Source organism: Burkholderia lata (genome assembly GCF_902499335.1).
GTDB lineage: Bacteria > Pseudomonadota > Gammaproteobacteria > Burkholderiales > Burkholderiaceae > Burkholderia > Burkholderia lata_B.
The window spans coordinates 1-18,757 of record NZ_CABVQK010000029.1; the positions used below are offsets into that span (position 1 = coordinate 1).

The 18,757-nt window shown below is 65.9% G+C and carries 18 protein-coding genes; 8 read left to right on the plus strand and 10 right to left on the minus strand.

The features are described from left to right. Window positions 1-49: 49 nt before the first annotated feature. Window positions 50-217 (minus strand): helix-turn-helix transcriptional regulator, encoded by a 168-nt coding sequence (locus tag BCO18175_RS39795; protein ID WP_174989222.1) that lies wholly within the window; start codon window positions 215-217, stop codon window positions 50-52. Window positions 218-658: 441 nt separating this feature from the next. Here BCO18175_RS39795 and BCO18175_RS39800 point away from each other — a divergent pair, with 441 nt between their 5' ends. The 7 genes from BCO18175_RS39800 (at window position 659) to BCO18175_RS39830 (ending at window position 7,178) form a co-directional block, all read left to right on the plus strand. Beyond that, complete coding sequence (locus BCO18175_RS39800; RefSeq protein WP_174989224.1) at window positions 659-1,951, plus strand: CNNM domain-containing protein; 1,293 nt, start codon at window positions 659-661, stop codon at window positions 1,949-1,951. 83 nt (window positions 1,952-2,034) lie between these two features. Beyond that, the gene (locus BCO18175_RS39805; protein ID WP_174989226.1) at window positions 2,035-3,312 is read left to right on the plus strand and encodes a GspE/PulE family protein; all 1,278 of its coding nucleotides are present in this window, start codon (window positions 2,035-2,037) and stop codon (window positions 3,310-3,312) included. Further along, window positions 3,309-4,520, plus strand: coding sequence for a type II secretion system F family protein (locus BCO18175_RS39810; protein WP_174989228.1), 1,212 nt, complete (start codon window positions 3,309-3,311; stop codon window positions 4,518-4,520). The genes BCO18175_RS39805 and BCO18175_RS39810 overlap by 4 nt, the downstream gene beginning before the upstream one ends. 45 nt (window positions 4,521-4,565) lie before the next feature. Then, a complete protein-coding gene (locus BCO18175_RS39815; RefSeq protein ID WP_174989230.1) occupies window positions 4,566-5,477 on the plus strand; it encodes a prepilin peptidase in 912 nt (303 codons plus the stop codon). A 1-nt stretch (window position 5,478) separates the two neighbouring features. Continuing rightward, window positions 5,479-6,087 (plus strand): dephospho-CoA kinase, encoded by a 609-nt coding sequence (coaE, locus tag BCO18175_RS39820; RefSeq protein WP_174916811.1) that lies wholly within the window; start codon window positions 5,479-5,481, stop codon window positions 6,085-6,087. A 109-nt stretch (window positions 6,088-6,196) separates the two neighbouring features. Beyond that, on the plus strand, window positions 6,197-6,952 hold the full coding sequence (zapD, locus tag BCO18175_RS39825) for a cell division protein ZapD (protein ID WP_043191449.1): 756 nt from the start codon (window positions 6,197-6,199) through the stop codon (window positions 6,950-6,952). Between the two features lie 25 nt (window positions 6,953-6,977). After that, on the plus strand, window positions 6,978-7,178 hold the full coding sequence (locus BCO18175_RS39830) for a DNA gyrase inhibitor YacG (protein ID WP_027788444.1): 201 nt from the start codon (window positions 6,978-6,980) through the stop codon (window positions 7,176-7,178). Window positions 7,179-7,238: 60 nt separating this feature from the next. On the opposite strand, the gene BCO18175_RS39835 is transcribed toward BCO18175_RS39830, so the two are convergent. The 4 genes from BCO18175_RS39835 to secA all read right to left on the minus strand — a co-directional run bounded on the left by BCO18175_RS39835 (window position 7,239) and on the right by secA (window position 12,752). Further along, entirely contained in the window at window positions 7,239-7,682 is a 444-nt protein-coding gene (locus BCO18175_RS39835; protein ID WP_174916810.1) for an NUDIX domain-containing protein, read from the minus strand. Further along, a complete protein-coding gene (locus tag BCO18175_RS39840; protein WP_174916809.1) occupies window positions 7,679-8,548 on the minus strand; it encodes an ATP-binding protein in 870 nt (289 codons plus the stop codon). The genes BCO18175_RS39835 and BCO18175_RS39840 overlap by 4 nt, the downstream gene beginning before the upstream one ends. Before the next feature lie 19 nt (window positions 8,549-8,567). Next, window positions 8,568-9,809 carry a bifunctional glutamate N-acetyltransferase/amino-acid acetyltransferase ArgJ gene (argJ, locus tag BCO18175_RS39845; protein ID WP_174989232.1) on the minus strand — a complete coding sequence of 414 codons (1,242 nt, stop codon included), beginning with the start codon at window positions 9,807-9,809 and terminating at the stop codon, window positions 8,568-8,570. 144 nt (window positions 9,810-9,953) lie between these two features. After that, a complete protein-coding gene (gene secA, locus BCO18175_RS39850) occupies window positions 9,954-12,752 on the minus strand; it encodes a preprotein translocase subunit SecA (protein WP_174989233.1) in 2,799 nt (932 codons plus the stop codon). Between the two features lie 256 nt (window positions 12,753-13,008). On the opposite strand from secA, the gene BCO18175_RS39855 reads away from it, so the two are divergent. Beyond that, entirely contained in the window at window positions 13,009-13,485 is a 477-nt protein-coding gene (locus tag BCO18175_RS39855; RefSeq protein ID WP_174916806.1) for a DUF721 domain-containing protein, read from the plus strand. Window positions 13,486-13,570: 85 nt separating this feature from the next. Here the strand turns inward: BCO18175_RS39855 and lpxC are convergent, their stop codons facing one another. The 5 genes from lpxC to BCO18175_RS39880 form a co-directional block, all read right to left on the minus strand. Continuing rightward, entirely contained in the window at window positions 13,571-14,488 is a 918-nt protein-coding gene (gene lpxC, locus BCO18175_RS39860; RefSeq protein WP_011350845.1) for a UDP-3-O-acyl-N-acetylglucosamine deacetylase, read from the minus strand. A 240-nt stretch (window positions 14,489-14,728) separates the two neighbouring features. Then, the gene (locus BCO18175_RS39865) at window positions 14,729-15,235 is read right to left on the minus strand and encodes a peroxiredoxin (protein ID WP_174989251.1); all 507 of its coding nucleotides are present in this window, start codon (window positions 15,233-15,235) and stop codon (window positions 14,729-14,731) included. A 188-nt stretch (window positions 15,236-15,423) separates the two neighbouring features. Then, entirely contained in the window at window positions 15,424-16,620 is a 1,197-nt protein-coding gene (gene ftsZ, locus BCO18175_RS39870; protein ID WP_021159911.1) for a cell division protein FtsZ, read from the minus strand. Window positions 16,621-16,732: 112 nt separating this feature from the next. After that, window positions 16,733-17,965, minus strand: coding sequence for a cell division protein FtsA (gene ftsA, locus BCO18175_RS39875; protein ID WP_165582120.1), 1,233 nt, complete (start codon window positions 17,963-17,965; stop codon window positions 16,733-16,735). A gap of 26 nt (window positions 17,966-17,991) precedes the next feature. Continuing rightward, entirely contained in the window at window positions 17,992-18,744 is a 753-nt protein-coding gene (locus BCO18175_RS39880) for a cell division protein FtsQ/DivIB (RefSeq protein WP_011350842.1), read from the minus strand. Window positions 18,745-18,757 lie beyond the last annotated feature (13 nt).

Genomic DNA, 18,757 nt, shown 5'->3' on the forward strand with positions numbered 1-18,757 from the left:
ATTCAATCACGTGGGTCAAAATTCGATGAAAATTTTCAGCTCTAGTGGGTCAGTTCTGTGCGGACATCAACAGCCAGTAAACGCGGTTGCCCAGCTTCACCGGCACCGGCAAGGTGCCGTCGCTTATCCAGTTCTCCACGGACCGGACAGAAATGCCCAGGACGTCGGCAACCGCCAGTTTCGTAAGAGGCGTGAAAGATTCGTGATGAGTGGCCATGATGAGGCGCGTCGATGTTGAGGTCTGGGCGTATAGCAAGGCTCACAGGGCATGGCCCGAACTATTTCGCGAAATTGGGGACCAGCCGCACCCATATACTCGCTACGGCGACGAAGTCAGTGGCAAGTCAGTGGCAACTCCCCCCATATCGCCACTGCGCGCAGGTGCGCGAAACGGAGCGAAGCCAAGCGCAAGCCATTGATTTATAATGCAGCGACCGCAATCCGGAGCACCGTATCAGGCGGAGAAATCGCGTTCGGGACGTAGAGGCCGGAGGTTCGAATCCTCTCACCCCGACCAGATTTGTAAAAAACCGTGCACTCCGTGCACGGTTTTTTTTTGCCCGGCCGCCGCAGGCCCCTCGTGTCGCGCACGACACATCGCCGCCGCCGGCCTCTGCTATATTCCTTCCATCCCTGTCCTTCACTGCCCTTCCAACGCGTGGACCAAATTCCCTTATGGGCGCAAATCGGCGCCGTCTTCCTGCTTCTCCTCTGTTCCAGCTTCTTTTCGATTTCCGAGACCGCGATGATGGCGCTCAACCGCCATCGGCTGAAGCATCTCGCCAGCCAGGGCGCACTCGGCGCGAAAACCACGCAAGGCCTGCTGACGCGCACTGACCTGCTGCTCAGCGTGATCCTGATCGGCAACAACCTGTTCAACACGATCATCCCGGTCCTGACGACGTCGCTCGCGCTGCATACGTTCGGCCGCAACAACCTCGCGCTGTCGATCGCGACCGGCATCGTCGCGTTCCTGATCATCGTATTTGCAGAAATCGCGCCGAAGATCGTCGGCGCAACGTTCCCCGAACGCATCGCGCTGCCCGCGAGCCTCGTGATCGCACCGCTGATGCGCGTGTTCAAGCCGGTCGTCTGGTTCGTCAACGCGCTCGCGAACGGCGTGCTGTGGGTGCTGCGCATCAACACGAAGAAGGGTCGCGACCAGCGAATGTCGGCCGACGAGCTGCGCGCCATCGTGCTCGAGTCGAGCAGCTTCATGCCGACCAAGCACCGCAGCATCCTGCTCAACCTGTTCGACCTCGAGAACATCACGGTCGACGACGTGATGGTGCCGCGCCGCCAGATCGAGTCGCTCAACTTCTACGCGCCGCTCGACGACGTCCTGCACCAGCTCGAAACCTGTTATCACAACCGGCTCATCGTCTACGAAGGCGACATCGACAAGGTGCTCGGCGTGCTGCACGTGCGCAAGACGCTGACCGCGCTGCACAACCAGGAGTTCGACCGCGAGACGCTGCGCACGCTGCTCGCCGAGCCGTACTACGTGCCGTCCGGCACGCCGGTGGTCCAGCAGCTCCAGTTTTTCCAGGAAACGCGGCAGCGGACCGCGCTCGTCGTCAACGAGTACGGCGAGCTCGAAGGGCTCGTCACGCCCGAAGACATCATCGAGGAGCTGATCGGCGAATTCACGACGTCGATGCCGCGCAGCGAACGCGCGGGCGGCTGGGACGAGAACGGCGAATGCATCGTCTCGGCGAGCATGCCGCTGCGCGAACTGAATCGCTGGCTGCACCTGAAGCTGCCGACCGACGGGCCGAAGACGCTGAACGGACTGGTACTCGAAATCCTCGAGGAAATTCCGGAAGACGACGTGTGCCTGAAAATCGGCGACGTGATGCTCGAGGTGATGCGCAGCGACGACCAGGCCGTGCGCACCGTCAAGCTCTTCAAGCCGCGCGGCTCGCGCACCGGACGCGCCACCGCGCGCTAGCCGAACGGCTGACTGCCGGCGCCGCCCGCGACGCGCGACCATCTGCTGGTCACGGTCAACAGGCGGCCAGCGCGCCGGCTCACATGCATTTCACTCCTCCCGGGGCGCCGCTGCGCACGCAGCCGCCGCCCGCCCACTCAGGCGCGTCGCCCGCTACCGCACCGCGCGCGCTCGACGCAGCCCAACTCGACGATGCGCCGGCCGTACGGCTGCTGACGGACACACTTCACGCGGCACGCGTGCGCGACGCATCCGACATCCACGTCGAGCCATTCGAAGCCGGCTGGCGCATCCGCCTGCGCATCGACGGCGTGCTGCACGAACATGCGCGGCCACCTCTTCATCTGCGCGACGCACTTGTCACGCGGATCAAGGTGCTCGCGCGCATGGACATCGCCGAGCGGCGGCTCCCGCAGGACGGCAGGCTGCGCATCGCAATCGACGGCGGTACGCGCGGTGACTACCGGGTCAGCTCGCTGCCCACGTTGTTCGGTGAAAAACTCGTACTGCGGCGCCTCGAAACGATGCCGCCCGACCTCACGCTCGCCCGTCTCGGCTTCAACGCGCATCAGGCGGCCGCGATGGAGGCCGCGATACGCGCACCGCATGGCCTCGTACTCGTCACCGGCCCGACCGGCAGCGGCAAGACGCTGTCGCTCTACTGCGCGCTGCAGATGCTCGATCGCGACGCGCACAACGTCTGCACGGTCGAGGATCCCGCCGAGATCCAGCTCGACGGCATCAGCCAGGTCGGTGTCGCCGAAAAAGCGGGGCTCACGTTCGCGACTGCACTGCGCGCGCTTCTGCGGCAGGATCCGGACATCATCATGGTCGGCGAGATTCGCGATGCGGAGACGGCCGACGTCGCGATCAAGGCCGCGCAGACCGGCCATCTCGTGCTGTCGACGCTGCACACGAACGACGCACCGGCCGCCGTCGCGCGGCTGCTCGACATCGGCGTCGCACCGTACAACCTCGCAGCCGCGCTGCACCTCGTCACCGCGCAGCGCCTCGTCCGGCGGCTGTGCACCACCTGCCGCGCGCCCTCGGACGCACCGGTGCCCGTCCTGCGCGAAGCCGGCTGCGACCCGGCCGCCCTCGCAGCCGGGTGGCGGCCGTTCGTCGCGCGAGGCTGTTCGGCCTGTCACGGCATCGGCTATCGCGGCCGGGTCGGCCTGCATCAGACGATGCCGGTATCGCCCGGGCTGGCGGAACGCATCGTCGCACGGGCGAGCGTCGGCGAACTCGCGCGATGCGCGGCAGCCGAAGGCGTGCGCAGTCTGCGCGACGCGGCGCTCGCGTGCGTCCACGACGGCACGACGAGCATCGCGGAAGCCCTCGCCGCGACACCTGTGGCATGAGCATGCGCACGCCACCGCGCGAGACCCGCTTCGCGTGGCGCGGCCGCCGTCGCGACGGCACGCCGCGCCACGGGATCGTCATCGCGTTCGACGCAGAAGCGGCACGCGCCGTGCTCGCACGCGACGGCATCGCGGTGCTCTCGCTCGATGTCCGCGGGCCGGCCCGGCCGCCAACGGCCGGCACGCGGGACGTCACGCGCTTCACTCGCCAGCTCGCGAGCCTGCTGCAAGCCGGACTACCGCTCGCGCCGTCGCTCGAAATACTCGCGCGTACGCGGCCACGCGACGGCCTGCCGCGCATCGCAGCAGGTCTCGCCCGCGAGATCGTCGGCGGCCAGCGCTTCGCCGAGGCACTCGCACGCTATCCATCGCAGTTCGGCACGCTGTATCGCCAGCTGATCGAAGTCGGCGAAGCGTCCGGCTCGCTCGGCATCGTGCTGACACGGGTCGCGGAGCACCGCGAGCGCACCGACACGCAGTGGCGCAAGCTGCGCGCCGCGCTCGCCTATCCGGCGGCCGTCATCCTGTTCGGGCTCGCGATCTCGGCCGCATTGATGGTGTGGGTCGTGCCGACGTTCCGGCAGATCTTCGACGGTTTCGGCGCCGCACTGCCGGCGCCGACCCGCGCGCTGCTCGCGCTGTCCTCCGCGCTGTCGGCGTGGGGCGGTGTGCTCGTTGCCGGTACGGCGGCAGCCGGGCTGGCAGCACATCACGCGCTACGACGATCGGCAGCGCTGCGCCACGCTGTCGCGCGGCGCCTGCTGCACGCCCCGCTCGCGGGTAGCGCGCTGCGTCGATTCGCAGCCGCACGCTGGTGCCGCTCGCTTGCGACACTGCTCGGCGCCGGCGTGCCGCTCGCCGATGCCTTCGCCACGCTCGAACGCACCGCCGGCCATCCGGTGTTCGAGCACGCCACCGCGCACATCGCAGCCCGCGTGCTGCGAGGCGCTCGTCTCGCGGACGCAATGCAGTCGGCCGGCTGCTTTCCGGACGACGTCGTGCAGCCGATCGCCGTCGCCGAGGAGACGGGTGCGCTCGACACGATGCTCGCCGACATCGCCACGCTGTGCGAACGCCAGCTCGACGCGCGTCTCGACGCACTCGCCGCGCTCGGCGAACCGCTGATCGTGATCGTACTGGGCGCACTCGTCGGCGGCCTCGTGATCGCGATGTACCTGCCCATCCTTCAGCTCGGCAACGTGGTGTAGCATCGCAACCGATTCTGTCGCCTTTTAGTCCGAACCTTGAGCCACATGACGCCAACGCCCCTGTCCGCCGTTACCGATTCGCCCGAGAGCACGCTGCTCGCGCTGGCGATGCTGCCGCCCGCGCTGCAGTATGCGTTCGCGGTCGTCATCGGCCTTTGCATCGGCAGCTTCCTGAACGTCGTCGTGCACCGGTTGCCCGTGATGATGCAGCGCGCGTGGCAAGCCGAGATCGATGAAGCGACCGGCAATGCGAGCGCCCCGCCCGACGACGGCTACCCGCCGCACTACGATCTGTGGCGCCCGCGCAGCGCCTGCCCGCATTGCGGCCACGTGCTGCGCGCATGGGAAAACATCCCGCTCGTCAGCTACCTGATACTGCGCGGGCGCTGCCGGCGCTGCGGCCACGCGATCGGCATCCGTTATCCGCTCGTCGAGCTCGCGTGCGCACTGCTCGCCGCCGGCTCGCTCGCGACATTCGGCCCGACCGTCGCCGCGCTTGCCGCGTTCGCGCTGTGCGCCGCGCTGCTCGCGATGAGCGCAATCGATATCCGGACGGGCTACCTGCCCGACTCGATGACGCTGCCGCTCCTCTGGGCCGGGCTCGTGCTGAACCTCGGCGGCACGTTCACGTCGCTGCGCTCGGCCGTGATCGGTGCCATGGCCGGTTACCTGTTCCTGTGGTCGATCTACTGGCTGTTCAAATGGTTGCGCGGCATCGAGGGCATCGGTTTCGGCGACCTGAAGCTGCTCGCCGCGCTCGGCGCCTGGCTGGGCTGGGCCGCACTGCCGCAGGTCGTGCTGTTCGCCGCGGTGACGGGCGCGATCGTCGGGCTCATCGCAACCTGGCGCGGCCGCATGCGCTTCGAGGAGCCGATTCCGTTCGGCCCGTTCCTCGCGGCAGGCGGCGTCGCGACGCTGTTTTTCGGCACCCCTTTCTATTCGGCGCTCGGAGGCTGACATGTTCGCGATTGGACTCACCGGCGGCATCGGCAGCGGCAAGACGACCGTCGCCGACCTGTTCGCCGCCCGTGGCGCGTCGCTCGTCGATACCGATCTGATCGCCCATCGCATCACCGCACCGGGCGGCCTCGCGATGCCCGCGATCGAACAGGCATTCGGCCGCGGCTTCGTTGCCGCCGACGGCTCGCTCGACCGCGCGAAGATGCGCACACTGATCTTCAGCGACGACGCCGCGCTCCGGCGCCTCGAAGCGATCACACACCCGCTGATCCGCGCGGAGACCGATCGCGAAGCGCGCGAAGCGCAGGGCCCGTACGTGATGTTCGTCGTGCCGCTGCTCGTCGAGTCTGGCAACTGGAAGGCGCGCAGCGACCGCGTGCTCGTCGTCGACTGCCCGGTCGAAACGCAGATCGCACGCGTGATGCGGCGCAATGGCTTCACGCGCGAGCAGGTCGAAGCGATCATCGCGAAACAGGCGACACGCGAAGCCCGTCTCGCGGCGGCCGACGACGTCATCGTCAACGACGCGACCACACCCGACGTTCTCGCCGCGCAGGTCGATGCACTGCACCAACGCTATCTCGGGTTCGCGGCCGCCGCGCGCTGAGCATTGCACGCGATCGTGATGGCGTACGAAATTGGCGCGTTGCTAGGGTAGAGAGTGAGCATTAGAATGTCCTGCATTGTTTCAATCCCTACCCAAGAGGCGAGCGCGCTTGATTCTTTACGAGTATCCGTTCAACGAGCGAATTCGCACGCTGTTGCGCCTCGAAGATCTCTTCGAGCGCTTCGCGTTCTTTTTGGCTCAGGAGGACCCGCGTGAACACCACGTCGCGCTGACGACGCTGTTCGAAATCGCCGAGGTAACGGGCCGCGCGGACCTGAAATCGGATCTGATGAAGGAGCTCGAACGTCAACGCCAGACGCTCGCTCCCTTTCGCGGCAATCCGGGCATCGAGCAGAACGCGCTCGAAGCCGTGCTCGGCGAAATCGAGCAGACGCTCGCGAATCTCGCGCAGATGCAGGGCAAGACCGGGCAACACCTCGTCGACAACGAGTGGCTCGCCAGCATCCGCAGCCGCGCAGTAATTCCCGGCGGCACGTGCAAGTTCGACCTGCCGTCGTACTACGCATGGCAGCAGTGGCCCGCCGAGCAGCGGCGCCAGGACATCGCGAAGTGGATCCTGCCGATGCTGCCGCTACGCGACGCCGTGACGATCGTGCTGCGGCTCGCGCGCGAATCGGGCCAGGCGTCGAAGGTGATGGCGATGCAGGGCAGCTACCAGCAGATGCTGTCCGGCCGCACCTACCAGTTGATGCAGGTGCGCGTGGCGCCGGAGCTGCGCGTCATTCCCGAAGCGAGCGCCAACAAATACATGCTGTGGGTACGGTTCACCATGCAGGACGGCGATGTGCGGCCGCGCGCGGTGGACATCGACGTGCCGTTCCATCTGACACTGTGCAATCTGTAACGGCCACGGGCCGGATCGCTTTCGTATGACTACCGTTGTGAAATGCCCGTCGTGCGGCGCCGAAGTGCGCTGGACGCCCGAAAATCAGTTCCGCCCGTTCTGCTCGGCCCGCTGCAAGCAGCTCGACCTCGGCGCATGGGCCGCGGAAAAGTACCGGATCGGTGGATCCTCCGACGAGGGCCCCTCGTCGGAAGAAGACGGCACGGACGGCCGTCGCGACAGCTGAGCGGCGCGCGGCACCGCCCGCCAGTGATATGGCCCGCCTTTCCGGCAGGCCATCATGGCGTCAGTTCGACGCAGCTTCCTTCTCGAGCAGTTCGAGCACCGGCAGCGCGGCCGGCAGCAGCGGCGCGACCTCGACCGGCAGTTGCTGCCACACGAACGCCTGCCCTTCCTTGCTGTGCGGCTCGCCCGTCCAGCCCGTCACCTTGCAGAAATAAAGCCGCACGTAGGCATGCGGATAATCGTGCTCGAGCGTGTGCCAGCGATGGCTGGCCGTGACTTCGATGCCGAGCTCCTCGTGCAGTTCGCGCGCAAGCGCGTCCTCGACGCTTTCGCCGGCCTCCAGCTTGCCGCCCGGAAACTCCCAGTAGCCTTCATACGGCTTGCCTTGCAGCCGCTGTGCGAGCAGGTAACTGCCGTCCGGCTGCACCATCACGCCGACCGCGACTTCCGTCACCTTGCGGCCGTCGGGCGCGCGCACGGCGCCTTGTGCGAGATCCGTGCTCATGCCTGCTCCTTGCGGCCCGACCAGTCACGCGCAAACTGCCACGCGACGCGCCCCGACCGCGAGCCGCGCTCGAGCGCCCACACGAGCGCGTCGCCGCGTGCGGATTCAATCTCCGCATCCGGGCAGCCGAAATGACGCAGCCAGTGCCCGACGATGTCGAGGTAGTCGTCCTGCTTGAACGGATAGAAGCTGACCCACAGGCCGAAGCGCTCCGACAGCGAGATCTTTTCCTCGACGACTTCGCCGGGGTGAATCTCGCCATCCGGGAGATGCTTGTACGTCTCGTTGTCGCTCATGTACTCGGGCAGCAAATGGCGGCGATTCGACGTGGCGTAGATCAGCACGTTGTCCGACTGCGCGGCGATCGAGCCGTCGAGCGCAACTTTCAGCGCCTTGTAGCCCGACTCGCCTTCCTCGAACGACAGGTCGTCGCAGAACACGATGAAGCGCTCGGGACGCTGCGAGATCAGGTCGACGATGTCGCCGAGATCGTGCAGGTCGTCCTTGTCGACTTCGATCAGCCGCAGGCCGTCCTTCGCATACGCGTTCAGGCACGCCTTGATCAGCGACGACTTGCCGGTACCGCGCGCGCCGGTCAGCAGCACGTTGTTGGCCGGCTTCTGCTGCACGAACTGCCGCGTGTTCTGTTCGATCAGCCCTTTCTGGCGATCGATGTTGTGCAGGTCGTCGAGCGTGATCGACGACACGGCCGGCACCGGCTGCAGATAGCCGCGCCCCTGGCGCTTGCGCCAGCGGAACGCGTGTGCGGCATTCCAGTCGACCGCGGCCTGCGCGGGCGGCAGCATCCCCTCGAGACGGCCGAGCAGCGCTTCGGCGCGCGTCAGAAACTGTTCAAGCTTGTCCATGTCGTTCGAACGCCCCCGATCAGGAGCGGTAATCCGCGTTGATGCTCACGTAGTCGTGCGACAGGTCGCACGTCCAGATGGTGGCCTGCGCGTCGCCGCGGCCCAGCAGCACGCGGATCGTGATTTCGCTCTGCTTCATCACGCGCTGGCCGTCCTCTTCCTGGTAGGCCGGGTTGCGGCCGCCCGCCTTCGCGACGAGCACGTCATCGAGATAGAGGTCGATCTTGTCGACGTCGAGATCCGCGACGCCCGCATAGCCGATCGCCGCGAGAATCCGGCCGAGGTTGGGGTCGGATGCGTAGAAGGCCGTCTTCACGAGCGGCGAATGGCCGATCGCGTAAGCGATCTGGCGGCATTCCGCGACATTCTTGCCGCCTTCGACCTGCACCGTCATGAATTTCGTCGCGCCTTCGCCGTCACGCACGATCAGTTGCGACAGCACCTGCGCGACTTCCGTCACCACATCGCGCAGCGCCGCATAGGCCGGCGAATCGGTCGACGTGATCGCCGGCAGCGTGCTCTTGCCCGACGCGATCAGGATGAACGAGTCGTTCGTCGACGTATCGCCGTCGATCGTGATGCAGTTGAACGAGCGGTCGGCCACTTCCTTCACGAGCGTGTCGAGCACCGGCTGCGCGACGTTCGCATCGAACGCGAGGAAGCCGAGCATCGTCGCCATGTTCGGCTTGATCATGCCCGCGCCCTTGCTGATGCCCGTCAGCGTGACCGTGTGGCCGTCGATCGTCACTTGGCGCGACGTGGCTTTCGGCAGCGTGTCGGTCGTCATGATCGCCTGCGCGGCGTCGAACCAGTTCGCGGCCTTGCGATTCTCGAGCGCGGCAGGCAGCCCTGCCTTCAGGCGATCGATCGGCAGCGGCTCGAGGATCACGCCGGTCGAGAACGGCAGCACCTGCGCCGGCTCGATGCCCGCGAGGCGCGCGAGTTCCGTGCAGGTCTCACGTGCGTTCACGAGGCCCGGCTCGCCGGTGCCCGCGTTCGCATTGCCCGTATTCACGACGAGCGCGCGAATGCCCGCGCCGCCCGCGCGCACCTTCGCCAGGTGCTCGCGGCAGACGGTGACCGGCGCCGCGCAGAAGCGGTTTTCGGTGAACACGCCCGCGACCGTCGCGCCTTCGTCGACGGAGATGACCAGCACGTCCTTGCGATTCGGCTTGCGGATGTTCGCTTCCGCCCAGCCGAGCGTGACGCCGGCGACGGGATGCAGTTGGGCGGGATCGATCGACGGAAAATTGACAGCCATGGGGCACACCTGCCGGATGGAAAATGCCGGCATGCGCCGGCATCGATTGGAAGAACCGGCGACCGCACGCGCGGGCCGCCGCAACTCACATCACTCACTCGAAGCTGCGAACGAAGCGGCACGCGTGACGCGCGCCGCCGTCGATCATGACAGCTTCCCGTGACATTGCTTGTACTTCTTGCCGCTGCCGCACGGGCACGGATCGTTGCGGCCAACCTTCGGCATTTCGCCGCCGGGGCCGCTGTGCGTCATCGCGCTGCCGACCATGTCGGCCGTCGCCGTGGCCGCCGCGGCAGCCGCGACGTTCGCCACCGGCGCACCGGCGTCTGCGTAATCGGCGTGCTGGTACTCGACGTTCTCGAGATGACCGCCGCGCTCCTCGATCTGCTCGGCCGCTTCCTCGAGCTGCTCCGGCGACTGGATCTGCACGTTCATCACGACGCGCGTGACTTCCTGCTTGATCGCCTCGAGCATCGCGGCGAACAGCTCGAACGCCTCGCGCTTGTATTCCTGCTTCGGGTTCTTCTGCGCATAGCCGCGCAGGTGGATACCCTGGCGCAGGTGGTCCAGCGCCGCGAGGTGCTCGCGCCACAGGCGGTCGACCGTCTGCAGCATCACCGAGCGCTCGAACGCGCTGAACGATTCGCGGCCGACCATTGCGACCTTCGCCTCGTACTGCTCGTCGGCGGCCGTCATCACGGCGTCGAGAATCTCCTCGGCCGTGATCGACGACGACTCGTTCACCATTTCCTGGATTGCGAGATCGAGCTGCCAGTCGTTGCGCAGCGCTTCCTCGAGCTCGGGCACGTCCCACTGCTCTTCGATGCTGCCTTCCGGCACGAACTGGCGGACGACTTCGGTAATCACGCCGTGACGCATCGCGCTGATCGTCTCGGTGATGTCGTGCGCTTCGAGCAGCTCGTTGCGCTGCTGGTAGATCACCTTGCGCTGGTCGTTCGACACGTCGTCGTATTCGAGCAGCTGCTTGCGGATGTCGAAGTTGCGCGCTTCAACCTTGCGCTGCGCGGATTCGATCGAACGCGTGACGATGCCGGCCTCGATCGCCTCGCCTTCCGGCATCTTCAGGCGGTCCATGATCGAACGCACGCGGTCGCCCGCGAAGATGCGCAGAAGCGGATCGTCGAGCGACAGGTAGAAGCGCGACGAGCCCGGATCGCCCTGGCGGCCCGCACGGCCGCGCAGCTGGTTGTCGATCCGGCGCGATTCGTGGCGCTCGGTGCCGATGATGTGCAGGCCGCCCGCGGCCTTCACCTGCTCGTGCAGCGTTTCCCACTCGTCGTGCAGCTTCTGGATGCGGCGCGCCTTTTCGTCTGCCGGGATCGCTTCGTCGGCCTCGATGAACGTGGCCTGCTTCTCGGCGTTGCCGCCGAGCACGATGTCGGTACCGCGACCGGCCATGTTGGTCGCGATCGTGATGCGGTTCGGACGGCCGGCTTCCGCGACGATCGCGGCTTCACGCTCGTGCTGCTTCGCGTTCAGCACCTCGTGCGGCAGCCCAGCCTGCTTCAGCAGGTGCGACAGCAACTCGGAGTTCTCGATCGACGTCGTGCCGACCAGCACCGGCTGGCCGCGCTCGTAGCAGTCGCGGATGTCGCGGATCACCGCGTCGTAGCGCTCCTTGGCCGTCTTGTAGATCTGGTCCTGCTTGTCGATCCGCTTCGGCGGACGGTTGGTCGGGATCACGACTGTCTCGAGACCGTAGATCTCGTTGAATTCGTACGCTTCGGTGTCGGCGGTACCGGTCATGCCGGCCAGCTTCGCGTACATCCGGAAGTAGTTCTGGAACGTGATCGACGCGAGCGTCTGGTTCTCGCTCTGGATCTTCACGTGCTCCTTCGCCTCGACCGCCTGGTGCAGGCCGTCGGACCAGCGGCGGCCGGCCATCAGGCGGCCCGTGAATTCGTCGACGATGACCACTTCACCGTTCTGCACGACGTAGTGCTGATCCTTGTGGAACAGCGTGTGTGCGCGCAGTGCCGCGTACACGTGGTGCATCAGCGTGATGTTCTGCGGCGCGTACAGGCTCTCGCCCTCGCCGATCAGGCCCCATTCGGCGAGCAGACGCTCGGCCTTCTCGTGGCCCGATTCCGTCAGGAACACCTGGCGCGCCTTCTCGTCGAGCGTGTAGTCGCCCGGCTTCTCGACGCCCGTGCCGTCGGCCTTCTCTTCGCCGATCTGGCGCTCGAGCAGCGGCGGCAGTGCGTTCATCCGCACGTAAAGCTCGGTGTGATCCTCGGCCTGGCCCGAAATGATCAGCGGCGTGCGTGCCTCGTCGATCAGGATCGAGTCCACTTCGTCGACGACCGCGAAATTCAGTGCCCGCTGCACGCGCGCGTCGGTCTCGTAGACCATGTTGTCGCGCAGGTAGTCGAAGCCGAATTCATTGTTCGTGCCGTACGTGATGTCCGCCGCGTAGGCCTGCTGCTTCTGGTCGTGCTCCATGCCGGACAGGTTGATGCCGACCGACAGACCGAGGAAGTTGTAGAGGCGCGCCATCCATTCGGCGTCGCGCTGCGCGAGGTAATCGTTGACCGTCACCACGTGCACACCGCGGCCTGCCAGCGCGTTCAGGTACACGGGCAGCGTCGCGACGAGCGTCTTGCCCTCGCCGGTGCGCATTTCCGCGATTTTGCCGTAGTGGAGCACCATGCCGCCGATCATCTGCACGTCGAAGTGCCGCATCTTCAGCACGCGACGGCTGGCCTCGCGACAGACCGCGAACGCCTCGGGCAGCAGCTTGTCGAGCGACTCGCCGGCCGCGACCCGCTGGCGGAATTCGTCCGTCTTGCCGCGCAACTGGTCGTCCGTCAGCTTCTCGATCTGCGTTTCGAGCGCATTGATCGTCGTGACGGTCTTTTGGTATTGCTTGACGAGCCGCTGGTTGCGGCTGCCAAAAATTTTCTGGAGAAAACCGGTTGTCATCGGATCGGATCCTGCGTCGCAGCACCGGCGCCCGGCGCGTGTTGCGCGCCCCGACGCCCGAGCCTCGGCGGCTTAGCGAATTAGTGGACTCAAACGTCGAATTTTAGCACGCGGGAAAGCATGCGCCCGTGTCTCGGGCGGACGGGCACTGCGCGGCAACGGCCGGGCCTACGGGGCGAAAGCCGCCCGTGCCCGGGCCCGCACGGGTACAATCGGCATCAACGTCCGCGCGCGTGCGCGCCCGAAGAATGTCTCGATGAACCGATTTTCCAAGCGTTTCGGCCCGCTCGCCCCGTATCGCCCGCAACCCGTGTCCGAAGTACTCGGTCGCACCGACGCGTTCGCAGCGCTACGCGCCGGCGTCGAACAAATCGCGTCGCTGCAGCGCGATCTTGTCGCGCTCCTGCCCGACTACCTGGCGAACCACGTCGAACCCGGTTTCGTGAAGGACGGGACCCTGACCCTCTTTGCCGCGCACAACGCACTGGCCGCACGGCTGCGACAGGTCGAGCCGCGACTGCTCGGCGATCTGCAAAAGCGCGGCTGGCCGGTTTCGACGCTGCGCGTGCGCGTGCGTCCGAAGGATGCGCCGGAGCCGCCGCACGTGAAGCAGGCGCGCATGACGTCGGTCGGGGCGGCCGCGTTGCGCGACCTGGCCGACCATCTCGAACCGTCGCCGCTGCAGGACGCGCTCGCGCGGATGGCGGCCCGGCATGGCGCGAAACCACGCTGACCATACGCGCCGCCGGCAGCGCCAGCGCCGGCCAATAAAAAAGCAGCCCGAAGGCTGCTTTTTTATTGCTTGCGCGGAACGCAGGTCACGCAAAGGCCGTCTGCATGTCGAACGCGAAACCCTTCGGCGCGGCTTGCGGATCGTCGAACGTGACGATCTCGTACGCATCTTCATTCGCGAGCAGTTCGCGCAGCAGCGCGTTGTTCAGCCCGTGGCCCGACTTGTACGCCGTGTACGACGCCAGCAGCGGATGGCCGATCACGTACAGGTCGCCGATCGCGTCGAGCATCTTGTGCTTCACGAACTCGTCGTCGTAGCGCAGCCCGTCGTTGTTCAGGATGCGGTACTCGTCGAGCACGATCGCGTTTTCCATGCTGCCGCCGCGGGCGAGACCCATCTCGCGCAGCATCTCGGCCTCATGTGCGAAGCCGAACGTGCGTGCACGCGCGATCTCGCGCACATACGACGTATTCGCAAAATCGACCTCGAGCTCCTGGCCGGTCTTGTCGACGGCCGGGTGACGGAAGTCGATCGAGAATTTCAGCTTGAAACCGAAGTACGGATCGAGACGCGCGAACTTGTCGCCGTCGCGGATTTCGACCGTCTTCTTCACCTTGACGAAGCGCTTCGGCGCGTTCTGCTCCTCGATCCCGGCGGACTGGATCAGGAACACGAAGGTCGCCGCGCTGCCGTCCATGATCGGGATTTCCTCGGCCGTCACGTCGACATAGAGGTTGTCGATGCCGAGGCCGGCACACGCCGACATCAGGTGCTCGACGGTCGACACGCGCACGCCATCCTTCTGCAGCACCGACGCGAGCCGCGTGTCGCCGATCGACGTCGCCGCGGCGGGAATGTCGACGGGCGTGGGAAGGTCGACGCGGGAGAAGACGATACCCGTGCCCGGCGCGGCAGGACGGAGCGTCAGCTCGATCTTGCGGCCCGAGTGGACACCGATACCCACGGTCTTCACGATGGACTTGATGGTGCGCTGCTTCAGCATGATGTTCTTCGTCGTGATTGAAGATATCAATCAGGAGTTATATTCGATAGGGGAGATTATAGCGTAATTCCCTATTCAGCGTAGTTTGAAACTGCGTATCAATCTGTTTCGACTGTTTACCCGCGCCGATACGGGACGGGCCGATGCCCGGAACGGAGGCGTTTCCGGTCATCAGCCCGTGTTACAACTGCCCTGAGGCCGGTGAGCAGCGTTGCCGGAAGGCAACGGCGCACCGCACGATCAGGACGTCAACGTCGCGAGAACACTCGCCGCATCGCTCACTTCGAATTTGCCCGGCGCCTCGACGGCCAGCGTCTTGACCACACCGCCGTCAATCACCATCGCGTAGCGCAGGGAACGAATTCCCATGCCACGCGCGGACAAATCCTGCGTCAGCCCCAGCGCATGAGTGAAAGCCGCGCTGCCGTCCGCCATCATGCGCACCTTGCCCGCGGTGTGCAGATCACGTCCCCATGCGCCCATCACGAATGCGTCGTTGACGGACACGCACCAGATCTCGTCGATACCCGCCGCGCGCAATTGCTCGGCGTGTTCGACGTAGCCCGGCACATGCTGCGCCGAGCAGGTCGGCGTGAAAGCGCCCGGCAATCCGAAGATCACCACCCGCTTTCCCGCAACCTGGTCGCGCGCGCTGCAGGCGTTCGGCCCCAGCGTGCACCCTTCGCGCGCGTCGTCGATGTACTCGAACAATTGCGCGTCGGGCAGCGCGTCGCCCACTTGAATCATGGCTGGTCCCTCATAGCGATACGGTTTTTCAGCGTGTCGCGGACAGCACGGCCCATCCCGCCCCGCTTGCGCGGAGAGGGCACGTTTCCCGGCCCGGCGTCGCAGCCGACGCGGCCTGTCGTGGTCCGTAGCATCCGTCACGCCGGCGATACCGCGGCAGTTTCGCCGCGGCTTCGCCTGTGTTTGCGTCAGTCAGCCTGCTTGCGCAGGAAAGCCGGGATGTCGTACGTGTCGACACCCTTCTCCTGCAGCGCCTGCACGTGCGATGCCGCGGTTTCGCGCGAATTGCGCCACACCGCCGGCGTATCGAGCGCGCCGTAGTCTGCCGTGCTGACGTGATGCGCCGGTGCATAGCCGTGCGAAACCGCGCTGACCGGCTGGTTGTCCGTACCCGTGCGCAGCAGCGTCATCGGTGCCGACTGCTGCTTCTTCGCCGCACGGCCCAGACCCGTCGCCACAACCGTCACGCGCAGTGCATCGCCCATCGCGTCGTCGTACACCGCACCGAAGATCACCGTCGCATCTTCCGCCGCGTAGCTCTTGATCGTGTTCATCACTTCGCGCGTTTCCGACAGGCGCAGCGAACGGCTCGACGTGATGTTGACCAGCACGCCGCGCGCGCCCGACAGATCGACGCCTTCGAGCAGCGGGCTCGCCACGGCCTGTTCCGCCGCGAGGCGTGCGCGATCGACGCCGGCAACCGTCGCCGTGCCCATCATCGCCTTGCCCTGCTCGCCCATCACCGTCTTCACGTCTTCGAAGTCGACGTTCACGAGGCCATCGACATTGATGATTTCAGCGATGCCTGCGACCGCGTTGTTCAACACGTCGTCCGCGCACTGGAAGCACTTGTCCATCTCGGCATCGTCGCCCATCACGTCGAACAGCTTGTCGTTCAGAACGACGATCAGCGAGTCGACGTGATCCTCCAGTTGCTGCGAACCGGCTTCAGCGACGCGCATGCGCTTGCCGCCTTCGAATTCGAACGGCTTGCTGACGACACCCACCGTCAGGATGCCCATCTCCTTCGCGATCTGCGCGACCACTGGTGCCGCGCCCGTGCCCGTACCGCCACCCATGCCGGCGGTGATGAACACCATGTGCGCGCCGCGCAGTGCGTCGGCGATGCGCTCACGCGCTTCTTCCGCTGCCGCACGGCCCATTTCCGGCTTCGCGCCAGCGCCCAGGCCCGTGTTGCCGAGCTGGATCACCGACGATGCGCGCGAACGCGACAGCGCCTGTGCATCCGTGTTCATCACGATGAAGTCGACGCCCTGCACCCCGCGGTTGATCATGTGCTGGACGGCATTGCCGCCAGCGCCGCCAACGCCGACCACCTTGATGATGGTGCCGTTGGTTTCGGTTTCCAGCATTTCGAATTCCATTGTTGCCTCCGTCAAGAGAATTACTGCTACTCGGCCGTTATTCGGCAGGAGATCGGGCAACCCCCTGTCGCGCGCCAGCCGCCGGCACCAGCGCGAATTTCGATTCGGTTCGTCAGAAGTTGCTCAGGAACCATTCCTTCATCCGCGAGAACACCTGCCCCGCGTTGCCGGACTGCACGGCGACCTTGCGGCCGCGCATGCGCTGGGCACTGCCTTCGACGAGCAGCCCCATCGCCGTCGAGTAGCGCGGATTGCGCACGACGTCGGAAAGGCCGCCTGCATACTCCGGCGCGCCGATGCGCACCGGTTTCAGGAAAATGTCTTCGCCGAGCTCGACCATGCCGGGCATCATCGATGCCCCGCCGGTAATGACCACGCCGGAGCTCAGCAGTTCTTCGTAACCCGATTCGCGCACGACCTGCTGCACGAGCGAGAACAGTTCCTCGACGCGCGGCTCGATCACGGCTGCGAGCGCCTGGCGCGACAGCGTGCGCGGGCCGCGTTCGCCGAGGCCCGGCACTTCAACCATTTCGTCCGGATCGGCGAGTGCCTGCTTGGCAATGCCGTAACCGACCTTGATGTCTTCCGCATCCGGCGTCGGCGTGCGCAGGGCCATCGCGATGTCGCTCGTGATCTGGTCGCCGGCGATCGGAATCACCGCGGTATGGCGGATCGCGCCTTCGGCGAAGATCGCGATGTCCGTCGTACCGCCGCCGACGTCGACGAGCACCACGCCGAGATCCTTTTCGTCTTCCGTCAGCACGGCCAGCGACGAGGCGAGCGGCTGCAGGATCAGGTCGTTCACTTCGAGCCCGCAGCGGCGCACGCACTTGACGATGTTCTGCGCGGCACTCACCGCGCCCGTCACGATGTGCACCTTCACTTCCAGCCGGATGCCGCTCATCCCGATCGGCTCGCGCACGTCTTCCTGGCCGTCGATGATGAATTCCTGCGTGAGGATGTGCAGCACCTGCTGGTCGGTCGGGATGTTGATCGCCTTCGCGGTCTCGATCACGCGCGCGACGTCGGTCTGCGTGACTTCCTTGTCCTTGATCGCGACCATCCCGCTCGAGTTGAAGCTGCGGATGTGGCTGCCCGCGATCCCCGTGAACACGTTGGTGATCTTGCAGTCGGCCATCAGCTCGGCTTCCTCGAGCGCGCGCTGGATCGACTGCACGGTGGCCTCGATGTTGACCACCACACCTTTCTTCAGACCCTTCGACTCGCTCTGGCCGAGACCGATCACCTCGTAGTGGCCTTCGCCCTTCAGCTCGGCGACGATGGCCACCACCTTCGACGTGCCGATGTCGAGGGAAACCAGCAGATCCTTGTAGTCTTTGCTCATAAAGTGCTCTTGCGTGTGATCTCTCGTTACTTCTTGCGCTTGTCGGTATCGGTCAGGAACCGCATGCCTGCCGCACGAATCGCGAATCCGTTCGGATAACGCAGGTCCGCGTACTCGATGTCGTTGCCCCAGCGCTCCGTGACAGCCGGCCATGCGGCGACCAGGCGCTGGCTCCGGTCATGCAGCGACTCGCTGTTGCGTTCCTTGCCCAGCTCGACCTGCATGCCGTTCGACAGCTTCACCGTCCACGCGTACCGCGCCGACAGCGTCACTTCTTCCGGCGCCGCCTTCAGCGGCGCAAACCATTTCCCGAAGTCGCGATACCGCGTGACGACTTCCTTCGCACTGCCCTCCGGGCCGTCGAACGCCGGCAGCTCCTGCTCCAGCTCGCCCTGGTTCGCGGTGAACAGCTCGCCGTCGACGCTCACGAGCTGGTCGCTGCCCCAGGTCCCGAGCGGTTTGTACTCCTCGAGCGTGACAGCCAGCGCATTCGGCCACACCCGGCGCACGCTCGCGTGGCGCACCCAGGGCATCTGCTCGAACGCGGCCCGCGCGGCGTCGAGATCGACCGTGAAGAAATTGCCCTTCAGCCGGCCGACCACACCCGCGCGCACCGTCGGCGAATTGATGTGCTCGGTGTCCCCGTCGATCCGGATTTCCCGCAGCGCGAACGTCGGGCGCTGGATCAGCCAGTAGCAACCGGCCGCCGCCAACACGAGCAGCAACAGCGCGTACAGCGCGCTGGCGGCAAGGTTGAGTTGGCGAACGTTGTTCCACATACGTCGTTCCGTT